Raw genomic sequence first — 20,672 nt, 5'->3', positions numbered from 1 at the left:
TCAGGGCGTGCTGACCCGGCGTCCGCTCTCGTGGGACTCGATCGCGGCCTGCGCGAGCTGCAAGGCCCGGCGGCCGGCTCGTGCGTGGACGGGTGGTTGCTCGCCCTTGCGCAGTGCGGTGAGCAGCGTGTCGACGTGGCGGTCGAACGTACCGGCGAAGTTGCGGGACTCGTCGTCGAAGTACGTCGAGTGCCAGCGCTGCTCGACCGGATCGCCGGCCTTCTGGAACGTCAGCGCGCGGACGGTGTCGTGAATGACGAGCCGGCCCGCGGTGCCGTTGACCTCGATCCGCTGCGTGTCGGGGTAGGCGTACGACGAGTCGTAGGTGCCGAGCATCGTGCCGACCGCGCGGTTCTCGAACTCGAGGGCGAGCGCGACCGTGCTGAAGGCGCCGTACATCTTGTCGGTCATCTGCGCGGATACTGAGGCTACTGGTCCGACCAGTTGCTCGAGCATGTCGAAGCCATGGCACTGGGTCTCGATCAGGTTGGCGTGCGGTGAGTTCCCGCGGTTCGCCTCGCCGCCGAAACGCCAGGTCGCGAAGACGAGGTCGCCGAGTTCGCCGGCCTCGATCAGGGCCTTCGCACGCTGCACGGGTTCGGCGTACCGGTGATTGAAGTTGATCGCGAAGAAGTTGTCGCCCGCCTCCGCGAGCAGGCTGTCCGCCTCGGCGAGGTCGAACACGAGCGGCTTCTCGACCAGCAGCGGTACGCCGGTACGCACCAGCTTCAGGGTGATGTCGTAGTGGTCCTCGTTCGGCAGGCAGACCGTGACGAGCTCAGGCTGCTCGGTCCGCAACATCGCGTCGAGATCGGTGTACGGCGTGGTGCCGTACTTCTCGGCCCGCGCCCGCGTGCGGTCCGGTGTACGACCGAAGATGCCGCACAGTTCGGTGTCCTCGCGCCGCGAGAAGATGCGGGCGTGGTGCTCGCCCCATCCGCCGGCGCCGACGACCGCGACCCTCATGAAGCGCCCTCCTGCGTGACGACGACCTTTCCGCTCTCGCCGCTCATGAACAGGCTGAACGCGTCGGCGATCTCCGCGACCGGGAACCGATGGCTGATCACGCGGGAGATCAGCTCTTGATGCTCCGACAGCAGCGCGAGGTTGCCCGGCATTTCGTCGTACCGGAAGTACTCGCTGCCGAGGATGGCGTGTTCGGGCGAGATCAGGTCGTCGGACACGTCGATGGTGAGTGATTCGCCGTGGCCGACGCAGATCAGCGCGCCGCGCCGGCTGACGATGTCGAGTGCGGCCCTGCGGGCGGACTCCTTGCCCGACGAGTCGAACGCGACGTCAGGAGAGCCGGCCTTGCTCAGATCGTCCGCGAGCATGGGGATCGCGCCGAAGGACTCCGCGAACTCGAGCCGCCAGCGCGAGAAGTCGGAGATGTAGACCGGGACGCCGGCGCCGTACTTGAGCTTGCTCATCACGGTCAGGCCGAGTCCGATCGGACCGGCGCCCGCGATGTACACGCTCTCGACGTCTGGTCTGACCAGTGACGCCCGCCCGATCGCGTGGCTGCTGGTGCCCATCACGTCGAGCAGCATCGTCGCGTTGCCGATCTCGATGTCGTCGGTGATCGGGAAGAAGTTCGACTCGTGCACCAGCTCGTACGGGCCGTAGCCGCCGTCGTGGCTGAACCCCATGTCGGCCCGCTTGGCGAGGCACTGGTTGGTGGCGCTCAGCTTGCAGCTGCGGCACTCGCCGCAGAAGTCCATCAGGAAGACGGCGCCGCGGGTGCCGACGGATGTGTTGGTGCCTTCGCCGGCCTGCAGGACGGTGCCGGCGGCTTCATGTCCGGGTACGACGGACGAGCCGTCGTAGTACTGATGCCGGTCGGTGCCGCAGAGGGCGTTGGCCTGGACGGCGAGGAGGAGTTGGCCGGGTCCGGGGTCCGGGTACTCGTGGTCCGCGAACTCGATCTTTCCGGCGCCGGTGAACCTGGGGGCGAGGGCGGTACGCGTCATGCTGCCGGAATTTACTACGTAGCAAATCCTGTCCACAAGGGTTTGCGCGATGGTCGAGGTGGATCAGCGGGTGGTGCTCTCCCGGACGCGGAGTTCATAGCCGGCCATCCGGTGCTGCGGGACGTGATCGTCGTCCAACTGCTCATCGAGCAGGTCGAGCGCTGAGCTGGCGAGGTCGTCGAGGAGCGGAGCGATCGTGCTGAGAGTCGGTGTGGACAGGCTCGACTCGACGATGTCGTCGAAGCCGATGACGGACACGTCGCCTGGTACGTCGATGGTGCCGCGCTGCAGCGCCCGGAGCGCGCCGAGCGCCGCGGAGTCGTTCATCGCGAAGATGCCGTCAGGGCGCAACTGTGGGAAGGTCTGGCTGATCGCTTGGGCGGCAGTCGTGGTGGTCCAGTCGCAGTCGACGATCAGGGCGGGGTCGAGGTCGATCCCGCGTTTCTTGAGCGCGGCCTGATAACCCTGGCGGCGGAGTTGGTACGAGCGTCTCGGGCCGTGGTTCGCTCCGAGCAGCAGGATCCGTTGCCGGCCGGTGTCGAGCAGATGCGTGACAGCGGCCTGAGCCGCCTCACGGTTCTTGATGCCGACATGGTCGATCGCGCTGCCGGGCTCACGGTCGCCGACAAGCACGACCGGGTGCGTACTGCGCTGGTCGGTGCGGCTGAGCGAGACCGCGCTCATGATCACGCCGTCGGTGAGGACGTCGCCGCCACCGCGGAGCAGCTCGACCTCGAGGTCGTGGCGGCCGCCGGTCGTCTCGACGAGGATCGTCGTACCGCGGTCGCGCGCAGCGGCGATGACGGCTTCGGCGAGGTCGGCGAAGTACCGCTCGCGGAACGTGGGGACGGCCAGGGTGACGGTGCCGGTGCGGCCGGTCCGCAGGCGGCGGGCCGCGGTGTTCGGGCGGTAGCCGAGGGCGTCGAGGCTGGCCTGGACGCGGGCGCGGGTCGCGGGGGAGACGTGGACGTAGTTGTTCACCACGTTCGAGACGGTGCGCTGAGACACGCCTGCATGGCGGGCCACGTCGGACATGCTGACCGCCACTGCTGCGCTCCTTCGGACCGGTTGCGTCAGGCTACAGCGTGACCTGGGTTGTAACTTCGGTTTACAGTTGGCCGCATGAGCCTTCAGGAGAAGACCCGCGGGCGCCGGGACGCGATCGGGGTCGGCGTGGCCCTGCTCAACAAGCTGGCCCGGTGGCGGGCGATCGACCGGTTCGGGCTGCGGAAGCCGGCCGAGCGGGTGGTGTTCGAGGCGACCAAGACCGGATTCCGGACGGCGGGAGCGCTCTCTCGGCGGTTCTCGGCCGCTACGAAGCTGACCGGCCCGTCGCGGTTGCCTGCAGCGAAGGGAACTGGACGGTTCGACCTGACGCCGACCGAGGACCAGCAGATGATGGTCGACGTCGTCCGCTCGTTCGCCTCCGACGTACTGCGGCCTGCTGCTTCTGCGGCCGACACGGCCTGCGCCACGGAGGCCAAGGTTCTGGAGTCGTCGGCCGAGCTGGGGCTGAGCCTGATCGAGGTCCCGGAGGAGCTCGGCGGCATCGTCACCGAGCGGTCCGCGATGACCGGCGTACTCGTCGCCGAGGCGCTCGCGTACGGCGACATGGGCCAGGCGGTCGCGTGTCTGGCGCCGTCGGCGGTGAGTACGGCGATCTCGTTGTGGGGCGACGAGACGCAGCAGGCGACGTACCTGCCCTCCTTCACCGGCTCATCTGTGCCGGCCGCCGCGCTGGCGTTGGTCGAGCCGCGGCCGGTGTTCGATCCGTTCTCGGTGCGCACACGGTTCACGGGTGGGCTGCTGAACGGCGTGAAGTCGTTGGTACCGCGAGGCGCCGAGGCGGAGCTGTTCGTGATCGGCGCGCAGACGGACGCCGGTCCGCGGTTGTTCGTGGTGGAGGCTGATCACCCGGGAGTGGTGATCGAGGCGGAGCCTTCGATGGGGCTGCGGGCCGCTTCGCTGAGCCGGGTGATCCTGACCGATGTGCCGGCCGTGCCGCTCGGATCGTTGGACGACTACGCCGAGTGCGTGCGGTTGTCGCGGCTCGGGTGGTGTGCATTGGCCCTCGGTACGGCGCGGGCGGTGCTCGACTACGTCACGCCGTACGTGAACTCGCGGGAGGCCTTCGGCGAGCCGATCAGCCATCGGCAGTCGGTCGCGTTCATGGTCGCGAACATCGGGATCGAGCTCGAAGGCATGAAACTCGTGACGTATCGGGCCGGATCGCGTGCTACGCAAGGGCTTTCGTTCGCCCGGGAGGTGGCATTGGCGCGGCGGTTGTGCACCGAGAAGGGCATGCAGATCGGGACGGACGGCGTACAACTGCTCGGCGGGCACGGGTTCGTGAAGGAGCATCCGGTGGAGCGCTGGTACCGCGACCTGCGAGCGATCGGCGTGATGGAAGGGGCGGTGCTGGTCTGATGATCAACCTCGAGACTCCGCGCAAGTTCCGGGCCTTCGTCAACCAGGCGCATCAGGTCGCGGCGGAGATGCTGCGGCCGAATTCGCGCCGGTACGACCTGGCCGAGCACGAGTACCCGGTCGAGCTGGACATGCTCGCCGCGATGGTCGACGGATTAGGGGCCTCAGGCACCGGCTCGGGCGCGGGGGCTTCCGGCGTACGACGTCCTTCGGCTGGGGAAGAGGGCGTCGTCAACGGGTCGAACCTGTCGTCGGTCCTGTCGATCATGGAGATGTGCTGGGGTGATGTCGGGCTGCTGCTGTCGATGCCGCGGCAGGGACTCGGCAACTCGGCGATCGCATCCGTGGCGTCGGACGAGCAGTTGCAGCGGTTCGACGGTGTGTGGGCCGCGATGGCCATCACCGAGCCGGACTGCGGCTCCGACTCGGCGAACATCCAGACGACCGCGCGGCTCGACGGCGACGACTACGTGCTGAACGGCGAGAAGATCTTCGTCACCGCCGGCGGCCGGTGCGATGCCGTGGTGGTGTGGGCGACGCTCGACAAGACGCTCGGCCGGGCAGCGATCAAGTCGTTCGTGGTCATGAAGGACACGCCCGGCATGACGGTCGAACGCCTCGAGCACAAGCTCGGCATCCGCGCGTCCGACACCGCGACCATCCGCTTCGAGAACTGCCGCGTACCGCGCTCGAACCTGCTCGGCACGGCCGATATCGACAAGGGCTTCGCGGGCGTCATGCAGACGTTCGACAACACCCGTCCGCTGGTCGCGGCGATGGCGGTCGGCTGCGCCCGCGCGTCCCTGGAACTCACCCGGGACCTGTTGGCGGAGGCCGGCGTACACGTCGACTACGACCGCCCCATCCATCTACAGCCCGCCGCCGCCGCGACGTACCTCTCGATGGAAGCCGACTGGGAAGCCGCCTACCTCCTCACCCTCCAGGCCGCCTGGATGGCCGACAACGCCCAACCCAACTCCCTCCAAGCCTCCATAGCCAAAGCCAAAGCCGGCCGCACCGCCAACGACATAACCCTCCGCTGCGTAGAACTGACCGGCACCCTCGGCTACTCCGAACACGAACTCCTCGAGAAGTGGTCCCGAGACAGCAAAATCCTCGACATCTTCGAGGGAACCCAGCAGATCCAGCAGCTGATCATTGCTCGCAGACTGTTAGGCAAGACGTCGGCCGAGCTGAAATAGCCTTGTTCGTAACGCCTTCCGGGCTACTCCGAGTTCCTCTCAGAGCGGGCCGGGACCTCGATCTATCTCGTCGAGATCCCAGCTCTGATCGGCACTGCTCCGTGACTGCTCCGTCAGCCGTTGCGCAAGTCGCGCCAGCCGCCGGTCGACAGCCTGCCGAGCGCGGTCGTAGGACGACGGCAGCATATGCGTGTACATCTGCAGCGTGAACCCCGGATCGTGGTGACCGAGGTACTCGGAGAGCTCCTTGATGTTGACCCCGTCCGCGAGCGTGATGCTTGCGAAGTAGTGACGGAGCGCGTGCAGTCCGGTCGTGCGATCGGTCTTGAACCGCCGACGGCCACGGCTGTCCTTGTACGGCGGCGGGATCACGCCGGCCGCAGCAAGCGCAGGCTTCCACACGAGCTCGTCATGCAGACGCGCCGTAAGGTGTCGACCGTCCGGCCAGCTGAAGATCAAGTCATGCTCCTGGACATCGCCGTCGAGCCGCTCCCACGGCAGCGAGATGGTGGTCGTTCCGAAACGCTCGATGTGGCTCTTGACCGCCTCCGCGAACACGGGTGCCATCGGAACGAACCGCTCCTTGTCGTTCTTCGGGAGCGCGAAGACGAACTTCTTTCCGAGTCGCTTCACCTGGCGACGGACTCTGATGAGCATCAGGCTGAAGTCGAAGTCGTCAACCGAGAGCCCGAACATCTCGCCCTGCCGCAACCCGGCCGCCGATGCGATCGTCGGAAGCAACCTGAACCGCTCAGGGTGCGCCTCGACGATGCGCTCCACCATGTCATCCGACCAGGCAACGACTTTGGAGAACCGTCTACTGGGCTTCTTGACGACCTTCGACTGGCCTGGGTTCCGTTTGATGAGTTCGTCCGCCACCGCGAGTTCAAGGCACCCGTTGAGCACCAGGAACGCGCTCCTGGCCGTCGATGGCCCATAGGCGCCCATGAGATCTGTCAGCCAGACCGCGACCTCAGACGGCAAGATGCCCTTGACCATCCGCCGCCCGAACACCGGCTCGACGTGCAGCCGCCACTTCGACTCGTACTGAATCTCGCTCGCAGGATCGATGGTCCGGGAGCCGATCCACCGTGGCCAGATCTCCGCCAGTCGCACCGTTCCGGCGTTCGGATCGAGATAGTCCCCACGATCCCGATCCGTCTCCATCCCATTCGCATACCGCAACGCCTGAACCTTGGTGTCGAACGCCCGAGACTTCTCCTTCCCCTGCGGATCGGTCCAAACCCCCAGCCAACGCTTACCGTGCCCCCAACGCTTATCGTCCCGCTCCCGCTTGACCTTCCCATCGGACTGCGTAACAGCCTTCGTCCACTGATCCTTCGCAAAGGCCACCCGCTGCCTCCTCGGCCCACTGACACAGACCGAGCTCAACGTTTGAGGCAGCGAGACTTTGGGATGGCATCCGCGACTGTCCGAGCAAGCGAGCCGGCGCACCCGATCGACAGGCCTCAGCGCAGGGCTTGGACCTGGCGGGTGTGCGGAATGCCGGTTGGACACCACGAGGCTGCTCATTGAGGCGATCCAGTTCGTCGCGTCGTACCGGGTCCTCGCGTCGCGCAGTCCAGGCGACGATCGCCAGTAGTCCGCGCAGCCGGCGGAATAGGTCCGGCGCACGGATCGGACGTGGTCGACCGGGATCTGCAGGAGGCGGGTGCGGCGGGCTGACCAGGGGTTCCCAGAGCGTCGGATCGATCCTAGTATTACGTGAGGCGATATAGCGTGTCGCGGAATAGTGGGGGTGTGGGGCGGATGGATGGTCTGGGGAGATTTGCCGAACCGAGTGTGTTGATCCTGACCAGCCTTGCCGGTGGCCCGAAGCATGGGTACGCGCTGATCAAGGACATCGAGGGACTCGCGGGCACAGTGGTCGGGCCGGGAACGCTCTACGCGGCACTGAGTCGGCTACAGAAGAGCCGGTTGATTGAGGCCTTACCGGAGGAGGAACGACGCCGGCCGTACCAGATCACGCCGACCGGGGTGCAGGCTCTACGGACGTATCTGGAACAGGCGCGCCAGGTCAGCACGGTCGGCCTCAAACGTCTGACAGCGTTCGCATGAAGCGCCTGATCCGGCTCTACCCGGCTCGGTGGCGGCGGCAGTACGGCGACGAGATGAGCCAGGTCCTCGACGACCTCCGGCCGATGAGCCTGCGCACCCGCATCCGGGTGGCGCTCGATCTCCTGCGTGGGGTGGTCGATGCCCATCTGACGGCGGGGCGCTCCAGAGCTCCGGAGATCGGAGCTGCCCTGCGCCGGGCGTTCCTCGCCGCAGGGATCGTCTGGGTCGCTCTGAGTATCGAGATCGTGCTGTCGAACGTGGTCTTCCCGACCACCGAGGACACCGACGGTGCGTCGGTGCTGATCAGCTACCTGGCGGTCTTCGGCGCCTTCGTCATCATCGGCGTACTGACGGCTCGGGTGACGAGCGACTGGCGGGTGCTCGCACTGGCCGGTGGTACTACGGGCGTGGTGATCGGAGCGTTGACGATCGGTACCTACGCGGTGATCGACAACGTGTTCCTGGACGTCATCAGCCGCCAGCAAGCAAAGATCGACGGGCTGGCCGGCAGCGGGTACACCTCGATGCGCACCTACGTGAACCTGAGTCTGCTGTTCGGCGCCGGCCTGTTGTCGGTGTTCCTCGGCGTGGTGGGTGCCGGTCTTGCCGTGACCGGCGGTCTGGCTCGTCCCCGGAGGACCGGATCGCCCTACCGGCCTGTCCCGTGAGGCTCGTTGCCCAGAAGCGTCGTTCGCAGTGGCTTTTGGTCGCGGCAATGGCCGAGACTTTGCTCGCCGTCTTCGGAGTATTGAACGACCGCGCTGCGCTCCGCGGTACTGGCGCATTCGCACTGGCAGGTGTGGCCGCGATCCAACTCATGTGCGTGGTGCTGGTCAGGTATGGTCCGCTGTCGACCAGTTCGACAGCACCCGAGACGGTCCGGGTGGGCGTCCGGCCAGTTTGCCAGCGGCGCCGCGGGACCTGATCGTTGTTGGCGCCGACGAAGGCCGGCGACGGCCAGCAGGCGTCGTGACTATTGGCCCGGGCGAAGTACCAGGTCGGTGCACCCGCGATGACGAAGTTGGTCAGATCACCCGGTACGGCGACCAGTCCGGTGTTCGCACTGGCCTGCTGCGACGCGGTGATCGTTCCCGCCAGCATGACCACGGCCGTGACCGCGGCCATGACGACAAGCATCGGCCAACGACGCAGCCTGCGAAATCGGTGCGGCATGTTGCTCCTAGAGGTGGTGGCTGATCAGAAGCCACCACCCTCGCGCCACCCGTTATACGCCAGATCGCAGTCATCCGGGTTCGGGATCCTGTATGCGGCCAGGTGTGCGCCGACGGCGAACAGTGCTGTCGTGGCGGCGACGTACAGCATGGTCCGGGGGAACAAGGTGTGGTTCCAGCACCGTCACCACAGCTGCGGCCAACTCCGCAAGTACGACGCCCTCGACCGCACCGGGCGCGACATGCCATCGGACGTCGACCTCCGGGTAAGCCATCTGCCATACCCGCACGGCGCCTTCGAGCCCACGGCGCCTCATCGACCCAGTTGCGTAGACGTCTGTCAGGCCGGTCCCACGACGCGGAGTCCCTGAGAGTGCGCGTGTGGTGGTGCTATCGGTCGTCTATCGAGCGGCTTTAGGGTCTGGCGCGCGGTGCCCGTTGGTGGGCCTCGTCGACGAGCTGAATGACATTGGAGGCGTTGGGTGGAGTCGCCGGTTCTTCACGAGCGGATCAATGAACTCTCGGCGTGCAGGCGAGCGCTGGCCGCTGCACGGGACAGGCGGGGTGACATACCCGCCCGTACCCGCTGCCGAATGAGCTGGTCCCGGCGGGGAGTTCAGGGTGCGCGGTACGCCGTCAACCAGAGCCAGCATGTTCCACCCGAAGGTGTCCTGCAGCTGGGTGTGTTTGCAGAGGTGCCCGTGACAAGCTGCCAGCCATCGGTAGACCCTGGGGGTAGCCGGACGGGCAGCAGTTGGCGGCGTGCCCGAGTCCGACACGGTCCAGTCCAGGCCTCCGGGGGTCGCGTGGGCTGGTCTGCGATCACCGTTGTCCTGCCCACCGACGCCGTGTGCTCGCAGGCAAGCCGGTCCTGCGGGCCCTTGGACGTGGCCGACTTCGTCGGCGCAGCCCAGCTGAGTGTCTTCCCCCCTGGCTTCCGATCCCGGGCCTGCCGTGCCCCCGACGCGCTACGTGCCACCCGGCCAGCGAACAACTGGCTGGCGCTCCCCGCGGTCATTGATTTCTCGGACTTCTGCAATGCGGAACCGGCTCGCGGGTGCGGCGCTGGCGTCCCGCGCAAGGTCGACTCCGGTCGACCTCGAAGATCGCGGGCTCGGGGTTGTCATGGGTCTTCACCAGGAGTTGGCTGTATCTGTCGGAAGCAGGCTCCGGAGTCGAGTAAGGGGAGGGAACGAGATGGATTTCTCCACGCAGTTCGAGGCCCTCGAGAAGCGCACTGCCGAGGGGCTGTCCGCGGTGAAGAGCGCGGCCGGCGAGTCGCGCGACAAACTGCGCTCGCGAATCGACCAGGCCCAGGTCGACCTCGATCAGGCCGGCAAGGACGTCGAACAGAAGGCGGGTGATACCGCCGAGCAGGCGCAGAGTAAGTGGGCGCAGATGAAGGCTGACGCGTCGGCCAAGATGGACGATGTGAAGGCGAAGATCGAGAAGCGCAACGAGCAGCGCGACGCCAACCTGGCCGCCACCGACGCGGATTTGGCCGAAGCGGACGCAGCCGACGCCATCGACTACGCCGCATGGACGGTCGAGAACGCGCGGCTCGCAGCCCTCGATGCCATGGACGCGCGGGCATACGCCGACGAGCGGGCCAGGGCTGCAGCAAACGCTCCATAATCACGCCTTCGCTGCCTTCAAAGGGGAAGCTTGGTCGGGTCGAGCGTCCCTCCCGCCTGCTCTCCATCCGCCGCACGAGCCCGGATCTCGACGTCCGGCGCAGTGGGAGATCGAACCGTTAGGCCGGAACCGACTGGAGCCGGAGTGCGGACCGGCGGCCGGAAGGTAACGGCTGGACCAGGAGGTGCGGATGGTCACCGAGCCTGGAGACGGCACCGCCGACCACAGGCCCGGCAGACCTGACCGAAGCGAGCCAGCGGAGGCCGCGCAGGCGCAGACCGGATCCACGAGCATGTCGGGACCTGAGCCGGCGCCGGCGCCGGCTCGGCCGGCATGGTCCCAGGTCTGGCCGCCGTGGACGTACTGGGTGCGGACCACGCTGGCCGTGGTCGCCACGCTGCTCGTGGTCGCCGCGGCGCGGCGGATCTCCCACGTGCTGCTCCTCGCGCTGGTCGCGTTCGTGCTGGCCATCGGCCTGGATCCGGCCGTCCAGTGGCTCGGCAAGCTGCGGATCCGCCGGGGCTGGGCGGTGGCCATCATCTTCGTCGGGCTGGTCGTGTTCCTGGCCTTGTTCGTGGCGTTGCTGATCCCGCTGCTGGCTCGGGAGGTGCCGCAGTTCGCCGCGGCGCTGCCGGGTTTTCTCGCCGACCTGCAACGGCGCGACGACTGGCTCGGCAACGCCTTCCGGCACGCCAGCGTCTCGGCCGAAGTCAGGCAGTTCATCGCCGACCTTCCGAGCAAGATCGGCAAGTCGTTCACCGCGATCGTCGGCGCCGCGGGGACGGCGTTCGGCCGCGTCTTCGACGTGTTCACCGTCGGCATCTTGTGCATCTACTTCATGGTCGCGCTGCCGCGCCTGCCCGCGACCATCGCCAAGCTGGTCAGCCGGGACCGCCGCGCCCACGTCAACCTGCTGCTCCAACGGTCGTTCGACAAGATCGGCGGCTACGTCTCCGGCAACCTGATCACCTCGACCGTGTGCGCAGCAGCGACCGTGGTCGCGCTGCTCGCCCTGCGCATCGACTACGCGGTACCGCTGGGCCTGTGGGCCGGCGTCGCCGACTTGATCCCGCAGGTCGGCGCCTACCTCGGTGCCGTGCCGGCGGTACTGGTCGCCCTGACCGAAGGGCCCGCCTACAGCGTCGCGACCGTCGTGTTCTTCATCGCCTACCAGCTGTTCGAGAACTACCTCCTGGCCCCGCGGGTGTACAAGAGCTCCATCGACCTCTCACCAGCGGCCGTCATCATCAGCACCCTCGCCGGCGGGATCCTGGCGGGCTTCGCCGGCGCACTGCTCGCCCTCCCGATCGCCGCCACCATCAAAGTCATCGCCGTCGACGTCGTCCTGGCCAGCCGATCCAACGCACCACCTGAGGACCCCGCCAACGACGGCCCAGCGGCGCCGCACGACAACTGAGCGCCAGCTTCCAGACCGGCAAGGACAACCCCCCGAACCGCAGGCGTGGCAGGACGCACGACCGCAAAGGTAGAAGCAGCCGCACCGCCGCGAGCTCATGGACATGGGAATCGGGGTCCCCGGCGGTGGCGGGCGGCAAGGGAGGTTGTGATGACACGCGATGAGACATTCTCGAGGATCCCATTGCGGGAGGCGGTCCTGGGAATCTGGGCGGTCCGCTCCTGGGAGCGGTCGCTGCTGACCCTGGTCACCGTGGTCGGGGTGTGGGCCGTCTTCTACCGGGTGAACGAAATCTTCGCCGCCTTTGCCTTACGTGAGGCGGCAAGGAGGCCGAGCGGCTGGCCGGCTGATCACCACCGCTTCGAGAAGCCAGCTTCCCTGCCACGGCCGGCGGCAGTGAAGGTGTGCAGGTCAAGGACTAAGGAGGAGGCGTGAGCGCGGGGGCGCGCCGTATGCTGGGCCATGCTTGTCGAGCCCGGACCGGGACCGAGCGGTGCTGGCCGCCGTCCGGCGGAAGCGGACGGCTGCGGGGCAGCTGTTGGACGGAGTGGCGGGAGCGTGATGGCCACCGCGCGAACCACGTATCAGGACGGGCGCGGCGCCGAGGGTGCCGGGCCGGACGGCCACACGTTCGTCTGGGTCAGCCTGCGCGACCCCAGCCCGGAGGAGTTGGCGTCCGTGCAGCACGAGTTCGCGCTGCCGGGGCCGCTGATCGACGACCCGGACACGTCGGCCAATCGGCCGGCCCTGGAGGTTTCCGACCAGCTGGTATTCGCGGAAGTCAACACGATCAGTTGGGTGGCCGCCGAGGAGGCCGTACGGCTCGCGAGGGTCCAGCTGGTGCTTGGCGACGGCTTCGTAGTCAGCGTCGACCGCAACGAGCCTGCCGTGGAGCGGGTGAGTCAGGACTTACGGGCCGACGCCGAGTTGGCCGGCGCTGGCCCGGCGGCGGTGCTCACCTGCGTCCTCGACCATGCCGTGGAGCGCTACGGCCCCGTCCTCAGCGCCCTCAACGACGCGGTCGACGAGGCCACGCAGGCCGTCTTCGACACAGATCGGTCCCGGCCGACCGAGCGCCTGTACCACCTCGCCCGGCAGGTGCTGGAGTTCCGGCGGGCCGCCGCCCCGCTGGTCGAGATGCTCGACCGTCTGGCCACCGAGTTGCCAGCGCCCACCGGCGACCGGTTCAGGCGGCACTTCCGCCTGCAGCGCCCCCACCTGCAGCACCTGGTCGATGGGGCCGACGCGCTCGGCAACCTGCTCGCCAACGCGCTCCAGGCTTACCTGGCCGAGGTGTCGGTGCGGCAGAACACCGATATGCGCCGGATCTCGGCCTGGGCCGCGATCTGGGCCGTCCCAACCCTGCTCGCCGGCATCTACGGAATGAACTTCCGGCACATGCCCGAGTTGGGCTGGCGCTTCGGCTACCCGCTGGTGCTGGTGGTGATGGTGGCCATCTGCCTGGGACTGTACCGCGCCTTCCGGCACTACGGCTGGCTGTAGCTGGCCGATGCCGGCCAGCCGCTCAAGCGGCGCCCAGCAGGAAGACGTCCGACTTGACGTGCCGCCACACCAACGGCCGCATCTCCGCGCACACGTGCAACCAAATCGACGGCTCGCTCGGATCGACGGGCACTCGATCACCTTCGGCCTCCTTCGCACGTTGCAAGGAGCGCGGCGACCGCGAGGCACCCCGTCGAAGGGCTTCGCGAGGCGCAGGATGCCCCCTCCGGCGAATGGTCCCCGGCAACCTGATCCAACTGCTGCTCAACATGCAGCTGCTGAACGGCGTAATCACCCTCGTCATCTAAACGTTCATCCTCGTCCTGGCCAACCGGCGCAGCGTCCTTGGCGTCGCCGCCAACCGACCCGCCCGAAGGCTCTCGCCAGTGTCTGAGTCGGCGTGGTCGCCGTCCTGGCCATCGCCGTGCTGGGTCATCACCGTCGCCGGCTGGCTCGGCCTGAACTGACCCGTTGCGCGCCGCCGCCGACGACGGACCGGACCGCGACCCGTCGTCTTGCGGGCGGACGCTTCCTCAGGCAACCAGGAACCTCGGTGCTGCGGCGCAGAGCCCTGCGACGTCGCGGCCGGCCCGCAGCACCGTGAAGTCCGGCCGCACCAATGCGGCCGCAGCGTTGCCGTCTGCGAGCCACTTGTACAGGGGCGAGCCGGGTTCCACCTCGAGCACGTCGGTCCCGCGGTCCGCTAGTAGCGCCCGCTGCTGAAGCGAGAGCGGTACGGCGGTCACGAACACGAACCCGCCGCGGGTCATGTCGTCGTACCGGATGTCATCCGCCAGGAGCGCGTTCGGGCACAGCCGTCCATTGAGGGACTTGCGGAGTCCGCGTCCTTCTACCAGTGCGGACCGGCGCAGCGGCGGCGTCTCGCTATCGAGGAGACGGTCGCGCAGGCCGGGGATCCAGTGGAGCCGCGGAGCGATCGCCCTGCGGAGCAAGTCACCAGCCCTGCCGCCTTGAGTCATGGAGACACCAATGAGTTTGGCGAGCTGGATGAGCGCCCTGGCATGCGGTTTGCGCTCGACCTCGTAGGTGTCGAGCATCGAGTCGGGCAGGTCGCCGGACAGAACCCCTGCAATCTTCCAGCTGAGGTTCATGGAGTCGCGGACACCGGCGCACAGCCCTTGTCCGATGAACGGCGGTGTCAGGTGGGCGGCGTCGCCGAGGAGGAACACGTTGCGGTCACGCCAGCGGTCGGCCAGCTGCGCCCGAAAGTTGTACTCCGCGACACGCGCCAGCTCGAGCTTGTCGCACGGGATGCCCTCGACCCACGGACCTATGAGAGGCCGGAGGGCTTCGATGGTCTCGAAGTCAGCGGCGGTCTCGCCCTCGAGGAGGCGGAACTCCCAGCGGTAGCGGCTATCCCCGATGCGCATGTACGTCGCAGCGCGCTGAGGGTCGCAGACCTGGTGAACGCCGTCCCACTGGTCGAGCTCGACCATGCTGGCCACGTCAATCACCAGCCAGCGCTGCTCGAACTCGAGGTCCTCCAACGTCGCGCCGATCGCCGTACGCACCACGCTGTTGGCTCCGTCGCACCCCAGCACATAGGTGGCCAGCACGGACTCGTGCTCGCCGGTGAGCCGGTCGGTGAAGTCCACCCGGACCCGGCCCTGGCCGTCCTGGGCGACGTCGGTGACCTCGACGTTCTCGCGCAGGCCGACCGTGGTCTGGTCCTTGAGGTTGGTGCGCAGCAGGTGCTCGAGCTCGGGCTGGTCGAACAGGGTGGCTCTCGGGTGCCCGTGCCGGCCGTGGTCGCCGGCCCGGTCGAACACCGCGAACGCCCGGTGGTTCCGGTCGGTCAGCTGCAGCCCTCGGGTGGGCCGGGACACGGCAGCGAACTGCTCACCGACGCCGAGCCTCACCAGGACCCGGTAGATCTCGTCGTCGAGGTGGACGGCGCGCGGCTGCGGGTACACGCCGTCCCAGCGGTCAAGCAGGAGGCAGTCGACGCCGTACTGCCCGAGCAGGGTGGCGGCGGTGACACCGACGGGACCGGCCCCCACGATGACGACGGGAATCGGGTCGGCGCTGGTCCGCTGAGACCTGTTCATCGAAGGTCTCCGACCACGAGAAGGAGGAAGGTCAGGGCCACCACACTCAGGACCACGGCCGGGGCGATCTCGCGCACACCGTCGCCCTTGCGCAGGTGCGCGACGACTGCCCCGCCCAGGAGCATCAGGAGTCCCGCGGCGGCCAGGGCACCGACCACTGGCGCGAAGGCGCCGACGAGCAGGCCGATGACGGCGAGGACCTCGGCGAAGCCGATCCGTCGGTACGCGGAGACACTCAAGCCCACGTGCTCGGCCTTCGCGCGCATGGCGGGTACGGCGGCGAGCTTGGCAGACCCGAGGGCAGCGAAGGCCACGATGAGGAGGCCCGCAAGAATCGATGTCGGGTTCATGACAGTTCCAATCTCCAGGTGATCGCGAACCGGCCGAGTGCTTCCTTGACCGAGGACTCGTCGGCACCAGGGGCCAGGCCGACGACCGCGACGACCGCACCGTCCTCGACCACTCCTTGGACGCCGGTGACCGAGGGCATATCGCGGAGCGCTTCGGCGACGGCCTCTCGGGTGGCCTCGGCGCGTAGGGCGGGCTTGAACGGCTTGCCCACCAGGGTGACGGGGAGTGCGTCCAGCACGGTGACGGCCTTGGGTGCCGCCGCCTGCTCAGGCACGTGGTCGGACGCCCAGGCGCGCAGCTCCTCTGCGGTCGCGTCGGCGCCCGGGGCGAGTGTGACGAACGCGACCGGCACCTCGCCGGCGTGCACGTCCGGACGACCCACGGCCTGCGCGGCCGTGACCTCCGGATGTGCCAGCAGCGCGTTTTCGATGACCGCCGGTTCGATGTTGTGACCGCCCCGGATGATCAGGTCCTTGGCTCGGCCGGCGAGGTGAATGAAGCCGTCCGCGTCCACCCAGGCCAGGTCCCCGGTGTCCAGCCAGCCGTCGCGCAGCTTGCCCAGCCCGTCCAGGACGCGCCCGTCAGGACCACGGTCGGTGACGTAGCCGGGAAAGACAGTCGGCCCGCTGATGGCGAGCACGCCGACCCGACCGGCCAGCAGGTCGACCCACTCGCCGTCGGCGGTGACCTGGACGGCCTTCACCTGCTGGTACGGCAGGCGCTGGCCGACGGATCCGGGACGCGGATGGTGGGGAAAGCTCAGTGCGCTGACACAGGTAGCTTCGGTGAGGCCGTAGCCCTCGACCAGCCGGATGCCGGTGGCGGACTCGAATCCGTCCCGGACTGCTGGCGGCAGGGGTGAAGCGCCGACGACAGCGAAGCGGAGGCTGCTGATGTCGGCGTCGACAGGGCGGCCGGCGAGGACGGAGTACACGGTGGGCACGGCACTCATCGTGGTGACCCGATAGCGTTCGACGAGCTTCCAGAAGCGCGAGTACAGCGCCTGGTCGCGGTACCCGAGGGGGCCTGCCCAGATGACCCGGAGGCCCCTGAACAGCGGGGCCAGAACGGTGACGAGGAGGGCGTTGACGTGGAAGAGCGGCAGCGCAGCGAACATCACCCCGTCGCTCAGCAGCCCGTTGGCAGCGATCATCCAGGCGTCGCTGACCTCGTTGGCGTGGGTGTGTGCTGCGAGCTTCGGCGTGCCGGTCGTGCCGCCCGTGTGGAAGACAGCGGCCAGGTCGGTGGCCGAGGGCGCCGGCCCGACGAAGGCGTCGGGTGGCTGCTCGGCCGCCAGCGCGGAGACGTGGGCGATCCGGAGGCCGTCGATCGGGTGCAGCTCCGGCTCTCCTGGGCCTACCCTCGTCGGGCCGAGGGCGAGCAGGGCTTCCATCCCGGCCTCGACGGCGAGCTCCCGTGCGCTCTCCCAAACCTCCGGCGCGAGGTCGGGGCCTGCAGCAACGAGCACCCGGGCGCCCGACCTGCGCAGCAGCTCGGCGATGTGCTCTCGGGACAGCCCGCTGTTGATCGGCGCGGCGATGCCGGCGAGTTCCGCCGCGAGGGTCGCGGTGATGAGCTCGTCGCAGTTCGGGGCGAGGAGCGCGATCCCGTCGGTCCGGCGCACCCCCAGCGCGTGGAGCATGTTGGCGTAGCGATGTACGTCGCCCAGCAGCTCGGCGTAGGATCGCTCCGCCGGCTGCTCCCACCGTTCGCCGTCCGGGAGCACCGACAGGGCGACGCGGTCCGGCCACAGCCGGGCGGCCCGGAAGAGCAGCTCGTACGTCGTCCCCGGCAGGCCACGGTCGCCCAGCGGCACGGCCTCGATCCCCGCGAGGTCGTCCGGCGTGTCGTACGTCGGCCAGAGGCGGTCGCCCATCACTCGCCCCTCACGACGGTGCGCTGCCGGCCGAGGTCGATCGCACCGTCGTCGGTCCCGATGGTGACCTCGACGACGTCGCCCTGCTTGAGGTACTTCGGGTTCTGGGCCTGCCGCTGGAAGAAGATCTTCCACTTCAATGTGGGCGGCAGGAATGCGGCGATGATCTCGAGCGGCTTGGGCGGTGCGCTCAGAGCGGTGCCCGCCGGGGTCCCTGTGAGGAGCAGGTCACCCTCGTCCAGCCGCTGGAACCGGCTCAGTCCCTGCAGCGCCTCCGGCGGGGAGTAGACCATGTCGTCGTCGACCACCGAGTCCTGGCGCAACTCGCCGTTGACCCACAGGCGCAGGCGAAGGTCGCCGAACCGCTTGAGCTCGTCGTCGTCGAGCAGGACCAGCGACGGCCCCACCGGCGTGAAGGTCGGGTACGACTTCGACTCGAAGAACTGGGTCTTCGGCAGCTGCACGTCGCGGGCCGAGACGTCGTTGGTCACCACCAAGCCGGCCACGAACGAGGCCCAGTTGTCCGCCATGACCGCCGTGCCCACCGGCAGCTCTCGGCCGATCACCAGGCCGATCTCGACCTCGTAGTCCAGGTAGCGCACGTGAGCGGGCCGGACAATGTCGTCGAACGGGCCGCTGATCGAGCCTGACGCCTTCCGGAAGAACGCCAGCGGGATCGTGTCCGGGTCGAGCCCTGAATCCTTCACATGGCTGGCGAAGTTCGTCATCTGCGCCACCACCCGGCAGGGCGTCGTCACCGGGGACACGAGCTCGAGGGTGGCCGGGTCGACGGTTGTCCTGCTGCCCCGGGCCGCCTCGATCTGCTCGTGCTCGGCGAGCAGCTCACCGGTGGTCTTGGCTTCGGTGTCGATACGTGCGGCGCCGTCGGGAGTGCGGACCCACCAGGCGTCGGGCGTACGAAGGATCGTGATGCTCATGAACTCGTCACTTTCAGGAGGCCGTGAAGGCGGGTCAGGTCGAACTCGTTGTCTTCGCGCAGCGAACGAGCCATCGACACCAGCTCGCGCAACGCCTCTCGTCCTGGGGTGAGACCCAGGAAGTCCTTGGTGGCCGGCGGTCCCCACTGGGCCAGCCCGGACACCGTCATCGGCGACCAGCCGGGCTCCAGGCTGGAGTCGAACAGGTCACCGTCGGCGAAGTGCTCGACCAGTAGACCGTCCGGGTCGCGCCAGTAGTCGAAGATCTGGCTGCCCTCGATGTGCCTGCCGATCCCCCAGGAGCGGTGGAAGCCGAGGTCGCGGAGGTACTCTCCGCCGGCGGCCATCGCGTCGAGGTCCCCGACCTGGTACGCCGAGTGCACGTACCGGTTGCTGGGGCCGAGCATCATCGCCAGAGTGTGGTGGTCGGTGGGAGTCATGCCTCGGTCGCAGCGGATAAAGCTCATGGTGGGGCCGCGCTCGCGTTGCCCCTCGTAGTACTTGAAGTCGCTGACGATCAGACCGAGGTGCTCCAGGTACCAGTTCAGGGACTCGACGTACCTCGTGGTCTGCAGCACCACGTGGCCCAATCGCTGGACCCTCGCGGGGACCCGCGGCGGGCGCTGCATGGCGTTGGCGCGCCTCACGTCGTGCCCGAAGTTCAACACCTGCGTCGACTGGGGCGGCAGGGTTGCGAGCTCATGGGTGTCGGCGACAACCCGGACCATGACCCCACTCGGGTCGGTCAGGTCCACAGTGAACCCGCCCAGGTGCTCCGGGAGCTTCTCGACCCTCGTCCCGGTGGCGTCGGCGAGCCGCACCAAATCGGTGGAGTCCGCCGCCCGGAAGGCCGCACCGAGGTACCTCGAGCAGGGTCCGCGCCGGACGACCACACACGGATCGCCGGAGTCGGTCCCGCGCAACAGCAGCTCGTCCGCCGTCCGGCTCACCGTGGTGAACCCGAACGCGTGCGCGAAGCGCTCCGAGGCGACCAGGTCGGGCTTGACGAACTGGAGCCAGGCCAGATCGAGCACCTTGATGACGGGGTTCTTCGCGCGTCCCGGGTGCTCGGCGCGTAGTGCGCCCTGCTCGCTGTGCAGGTCGCTGTGAGTCCCGCGGTGACTGGTCATCTGCTGCTCCTCGATTCGTTACTGACGATATCGTCATTCACGAACATATGCTCAGTCAAGAGCATCTGAGGAAAACGTCATTTCTGACAGCACCCACGCTAGAATGGGTGCACGCCACCCACCGATGGAGACGCCGAGGAGATCATGAGCAACGCACCAACGCAGCAGGCCAACCGACTGGACCGTCGCAAGGCCCGGACCCGAGCGGCTCTCATCCGGGCTGCGCAGACCCTCATCGCCGAGGGCAGGACGAATGTGCCGATCCTGGAGATCACCCAAGCCGCTGACGTCGGGATGGGCTCCTTCTACAACCACTTCGAGACCAAGGAGCAGCTGTTCGAAGCTGCTGTCGAGGCGGTGATGGACGGCTACGGTCAGCTGCTCGACGACCTGACCGCCGACATCGAAGACCCCGCGGAGGTGTTCGCCTGTAGTTTCCGGCTCACCGGACGGCTCCAACGCCGGGAGCCGGAGCTCAGCCGGGTGCTGCTCAACAACGTGCTCCGGCTGCTCGGCGCCGACAACGGCTTGGCGCCGCGCGCTCGGCGCGACATCGCGGCCGCCGCGGATGCCGGCCGCTTCGACGTCGAGGACCTCGACGTCGCGGTCACGATGGCTGCCGGCGCCCTGATCGCCCTCGGCCAGCTGCTGCACGACCAGCCGGAGCGCGACGTCGAGGAGACCACCGACCGGCTGACCGCGGACCTGCTGCGCATGTTCGGCGTCACGCGGCGGCAGGCGCAGCGGATCAGCACGCTGCCGCTACCGGAGATCGGCGCCGTTCGAGGCGACGGCTCGGCGGCCTGACGCTTCAATTCTGCCCCGCCGCTAGGAGCCGCGGCTACCAGCGCCCTCCGGGCGGCCGTCACCGCGGCGCTCAGCCCTCCGAACTATACTGACGAA

18 protein-coding genes are annotated in these 20,672 nt (G+C 68.1%); 9 read left to right on the top strand and 9 right to left on the bottom strand.

Going from position 1 to position 20,672, the window contains the following annotated elements; translation table 11 throughout:
• The 3 genes from EV645_RS39865 to EV645_RS39855 form a co-directional block, all read right to left on the bottom strand.
• On the bottom strand, window positions 1–966 hold the full coding sequence (locus EV645_RS39865; protein ID WP_130450133.1) for a Gfo/Idh/MocA family protein: 966 nt from the start codon (window positions 964–966) through the stop codon (window positions 1–3).
• Window positions 963–1,970, bottom strand: a complete 1,008-nt coding sequence (locus EV645_RS39860) for an alcohol dehydrogenase catalytic domain-containing protein (protein WP_130450131.1) — start codon at window positions 1,968–1,970, stop codon at window positions 963–965. The genes EV645_RS39865 and EV645_RS39860 overlap by 4 nt, the downstream gene beginning before the upstream one ends.
• 63 nt (window positions 1,971–2,033) lie before the next feature.
• Window positions 2,034–3,017 carry a LacI family DNA-binding transcriptional regulator gene (locus EV645_RS39855; RefSeq protein ID WP_130450129.1) on the bottom strand — a complete coding sequence of 328 codons (984 nt, stop codon included), beginning with the start codon at window positions 3,015–3,017 and terminating at the stop codon, window positions 2,034–2,036.
• Between the two features lie 75 nt (window positions 3,018–3,092).
• Between EV645_RS39855 and EV645_RS39850 the strand changes: the two genes are divergently transcribed.
• Together EV645_RS39850 and EV645_RS39845 are read left to right on the top strand one after the other, a co-directional pair.
• Window positions 3,093–4,397 carry an acyl-CoA dehydrogenase family protein gene (locus EV645_RS39850; RefSeq protein WP_130450127.1) on the top strand — a complete coding sequence of 435 codons (1,305 nt, stop codon included), beginning with the start codon at window positions 3,093–3,095 and terminating at the stop codon, window positions 4,395–4,397.
• The gene (locus EV645_RS39845) at window positions 4,397–5,599 is read left to right on the top strand and encodes an acyl-CoA dehydrogenase family protein (RefSeq protein ID WP_130450125.1); all 1,203 of its coding nucleotides are present in this window, start codon (window positions 4,397–4,399) and stop codon (window positions 5,597–5,599) included. The genes EV645_RS39850 and EV645_RS39845 overlap by 1 nt, the downstream gene beginning before the upstream one ends.
• Before the next feature lie 39 nt (window positions 5,600–5,638).
• On the opposite strand, the gene EV645_RS42070 is transcribed toward EV645_RS39845, so the two are convergent.
• On the bottom strand, window positions 5,639–6,766 hold the full coding sequence (locus EV645_RS42070; protein ID WP_157997270.1) for a tyrosine-type recombinase/integrase: 1,128 nt from the start codon (window positions 6,764–6,766) through the stop codon (window positions 5,639–5,641).
• Between the two features lie 603 nt (window positions 6,767–7,369).
• Between EV645_RS42070 and EV645_RS39835 the strand changes: the two genes are divergently transcribed.
• The 6 genes from EV645_RS39835 (at window position 7,370) to EV645_RS39810 (ending at window position 13,405) form a co-directional block, all read left to right on the top strand.
• Complete coding sequence (locus tag EV645_RS39835) at window positions 7,370–7,678, top strand: PadR family transcriptional regulator (protein WP_130450121.1); 309 nt, start codon at window positions 7,370–7,372, stop codon at window positions 7,676–7,678.
• The gene (locus EV645_RS39830; RefSeq protein WP_130450119.1) at window positions 7,675–8,346 is read left to right on the top strand and encodes a hypothetical protein; all 672 of its coding nucleotides are present in this window, start codon (window positions 7,675–7,677) and stop codon (window positions 8,344–8,346) included. Before EV645_RS39835 ends, EV645_RS39830 begins: the two co-directional genes overlap by 4 nt.
• Window positions 8,347–10,047: 1,701 nt before the next feature.
• Window positions 10,048–10,485, top strand: a complete 438-nt coding sequence (locus EV645_RS39825) for a hypothetical protein (RefSeq protein WP_130450117.1) — start codon at window positions 10,048–10,050, stop codon at window positions 10,483–10,485.
• A 292-nt stretch (window positions 10,486–10,777) separates the two neighbouring features.
• Window positions 10,778–11,902: an AI-2E family transporter gene (locus EV645_RS39820; RefSeq protein WP_157997269.1), complete on the top strand. Its 1,125-nt coding sequence runs from the start codon at window positions 10,778–10,780 to the stop codon at window positions 11,900–11,902.
• A 150-nt stretch (window positions 11,903–12,052) separates the two neighbouring features.
• On the top strand, window positions 12,053–12,337 hold the full coding sequence (locus tag EV645_RS39815; protein WP_130450113.1) for a DUF308 domain-containing protein: 285 nt from the start codon (window positions 12,053–12,055) through the stop codon (window positions 12,335–12,337).
• Window positions 12,338–12,463: 126 nt separating this feature from the next.
• Window positions 12,464–13,405, top strand: coding sequence for a magnesium and cobalt transport protein CorA (locus EV645_RS39810; RefSeq protein ID WP_157997268.1), 942 nt, complete (start codon window positions 12,464–12,466; stop codon window positions 13,403–13,405).
• A 533-nt stretch (window positions 13,406–13,938) separates the two neighbouring features.
• Here the strand turns inward: EV645_RS39810 and mhpA are convergent.
• The 5 genes from mhpA to EV645_RS39785 are packed head-to-tail and all read right to left on the bottom strand — an operon-like array spanning window position 13,939 to window position 19,769.
• Entirely contained in the window at window positions 13,939–15,474 is a 1,536-nt protein-coding gene (gene mhpA, locus EV645_RS39805) for a bifunctional 3-(3-hydroxy-phenyl)propionate/3-hydroxycinnamic acid hydroxylase MhpA (protein ID WP_130450109.1), read from the bottom strand.
• On the bottom strand, window positions 15,471–15,824 hold the full coding sequence (locus EV645_RS39800; protein ID WP_130450107.1) for a DoxX family protein: 354 nt from the start codon (window positions 15,822–15,824) through the stop codon (window positions 15,471–15,473). Before EV645_RS39800 ends, mhpA begins: the two co-directional genes overlap by 4 nt.
• On the bottom strand, window positions 15,821–17,701 hold the full coding sequence (locus tag EV645_RS39795; RefSeq protein ID WP_130450105.1) for an acyl-CoA synthetase: 1,881 nt from the start codon (window positions 17,699–17,701) through the stop codon (window positions 15,821–15,823). Before EV645_RS39795 ends, EV645_RS39800 begins: the two co-directional genes overlap by 4 nt.
• A complete protein-coding gene (locus EV645_RS39790; protein ID WP_130450103.1) occupies window positions 17,701–18,639 on the bottom strand; it encodes a fumarylacetoacetate hydrolase family protein in 939 nt (312 codons plus the stop codon). Before EV645_RS39790 ends, EV645_RS39795 begins: the two co-directional genes overlap by 1 nt.
• Window positions 18,636–19,769 carry a VOC family protein gene (locus tag EV645_RS39785; RefSeq protein ID WP_130450101.1) on the bottom strand — a complete coding sequence of 378 codons (1,134 nt, stop codon included), beginning with the start codon at window positions 19,767–19,769 and terminating at the stop codon, window positions 18,636–18,638. Before EV645_RS39785 ends, EV645_RS39790 begins: the two co-directional genes overlap by 4 nt.
• Before the next feature lie 144 nt (window positions 19,770–19,913).
• On the opposite strand from EV645_RS39785, the gene EV645_RS39780 reads away from it, so the two are divergent.
• Complete coding sequence (locus EV645_RS39780) at window positions 19,914–20,576, top strand: TetR/AcrR family transcriptional regulator (protein WP_130450099.1); 663 nt, start codon at window positions 19,914–19,916, stop codon at window positions 20,574–20,576.
• Window positions 20,577–20,672 lie beyond the last annotated feature (96 nt).

The organism is Kribbella rubisoli, from assembly GCF_004217145.1.
In the GTDB taxonomy this organism is placed as follows: domain Bacteria; phylum Actinomycetota; class Actinomycetes; order Propionibacteriales; family Kribbellaceae; genus Kribbella; species Kribbella rubisoli.
The sequence above is the reverse complement of the archived record's forward strand: the minus strand, read 5'-3'. Positions and strand labels throughout refer to the sequence as shown.

What these genes read in the sequence shown, in the direction of transcription:
- EV645_RS39865 (WP_130450133.1), bottom strand. Translation starts at nt 966, where the DNA reads ATGAGGGTCGCGGTCGTCGGCGCCGGCGGATGGGGCGAGCACCACGCC.
- EV645_RS39860 (WP_130450131.1), bottom strand. Translation starts at nt 1,970, where the DNA reads ATGACGCGTACCGCCCTCGCCCCCAGGTTCACCGGCGCCGGAAAGATC.
- EV645_RS39850 (WP_130450127.1), top strand. Translation starts at nt 3,093, where the DNA reads ATGAGCCTTCAGGAGAAGACCCGCGGGCGCCGGGACGCGATCGGGGTC.
- EV645_RS39845 (WP_130450125.1), top strand. Translation starts at nt 4,397, where the DNA reads ATGATCAACCTCGAGACTCCGCGCAAGTTCCGGGCCTTCGTCAACCAG.
- EV645_RS42070 (WP_157997270.1), bottom strand. Translation starts at nt 6,766, where the DNA reads ATGGAGACGGATCGGGATCGTGGGGACTATCTCGATCCGAACGCCGGA.
- EV645_RS39835 (WP_130450121.1), top strand. Translation starts at nt 7,370, where the DNA reads ATGGATGGTCTGGGGAGATTTGCCGAACCGAGTGTGTTGATCCTGACC.
- EV645_RS39830 (WP_130450119.1), top strand. Translation starts at nt 7,675, where the DNA reads ATGAAGCGCCTGATCCGGCTCTACCCGGCTCGGTGGCGGCGGCAGTAC.
- EV645_RS39825 (WP_130450117.1), top strand. Translation starts at nt 10,048, where the DNA reads ATGGATTTCTCCACGCAGTTCGAGGCCCTCGAGAAGCGCACTGCCGAG.
- EV645_RS39820 (WP_157997269.1), top strand. Translation starts at nt 10,778, where the DNA reads ATGTCGGGACCTGAGCCGGCGCCGGCGCCGGCTCGGCCGGCATGGTCC.
- EV645_RS39815 (WP_130450113.1), top strand. Translation starts at nt 12,053, where the DNA reads ATGACACGCGATGAGACATTCTCGAGGATCCCATTGCGGGAGGCGGTC.
- EV645_RS39810 (WP_157997268.1), top strand. Translation starts at nt 12,464, where the DNA reads ATGGCCACCGCGCGAACCACGTATCAGGACGGGCGCGGCGCCGAGGGT.
- mhpA (WP_130450109.1), bottom strand. Translation starts at nt 15,474, where the DNA reads ATGAACAGGTCTCAGCGGACCAGCGCCGACCCGATTCCCGTCGTCATC.
- EV645_RS39800 (WP_130450107.1), bottom strand. Translation starts at nt 15,824, where the DNA reads ATGAACCCGACATCGATTCTTGCGGGCCTCCTCATCGTGGCCTTCGCT.
- EV645_RS39795 (WP_130450105.1), bottom strand. Translation starts at nt 17,701, where the DNA reads ATGGGCGACCGCCTCTGGCCGACGTACGACACGCCGGACGACCTCGCG.
- EV645_RS39790 (WP_130450103.1), bottom strand. Translation starts at nt 18,639, where the DNA reads ATGAGCATCACGATCCTTCGTACGCCCGACGCCTGGTGGGTCCGCACT.
- EV645_RS39785 (WP_130450101.1), bottom strand. Translation starts at nt 19,769, where the DNA reads ATGACCAGTCACCGCGGGACTCACAGCGACCTGCACAGCGAGCAGGGC.
- EV645_RS39780 (WP_130450099.1), top strand. Translation starts at nt 19,914, where the DNA reads ATGAGCAACGCACCAACGCAGCAGGCCAACCGACTGGACCGTCGCAAG.